The organism is Psychrobacter sp. 1U2, from assembly GCF_051847575.1.
On record NZ_JBPYDC010001547.1, the window covers coordinates 1 to 578 of the forward strand.

Annotated in this window: 1 protein-coding gene; it reads left to right on the forward strand. The window is 42.2% G+C overall.

The features are described 5' to 3' along the window. The coding region (locus ACS8FD_RS23105; RefSeq protein ID WP_439277577.1) for a YjiH family protein at positions 1–578 on the forward strand (578 nt) is incomplete at both ends.

Here is a 578-nt window from a genome sequence, read left to right on the forward strand (position 1 = left end):
TTATTAAACTGTTCAAACTGCCAGGTCGTTCTGCAGTCGATGCAATGTCCTCATGGTTTGGTGCAGCCTCTATCGGTCTGCTAGTGACTATGCAAGAGTACGATAAGAGTTACTATAGTCAGCGTGAAGCAGCCATTATTGCCACGACTTTTTCGGTAACCTCTATTGCTTTTACTTATGTCGTTGCCAAGACCATTGGGGTAGATAATAATTTTGTCTTCTTTTATTTGACCATCGCTTTGACTGGTTTTATTGCTGCGATTATTATGCCGCGCATACCACCATTGTCACTAAAGCCTGACACCTACCATTCTGGTAAATGTTTGTTGAATGAAGACATTCCTGCGCAATATAGTATGCCGCAGTGGGCATTGAACCGCGCAGTGACTCGCGCACACTCTATGCCAGGCTTGGGTAGTGTATTTAAAAACAGCGTAAAAAACTTGTTTGATATCTATTTTGGACTTATCCCAATTATTTTTGCAATCGGTACTATTGGTCTAGGATTAGCTGAATATACGCCTGTGTTTGATTGGCTTGCCGCGCCATTGGTTCCTGTGCTCGATTTGTTACAAATT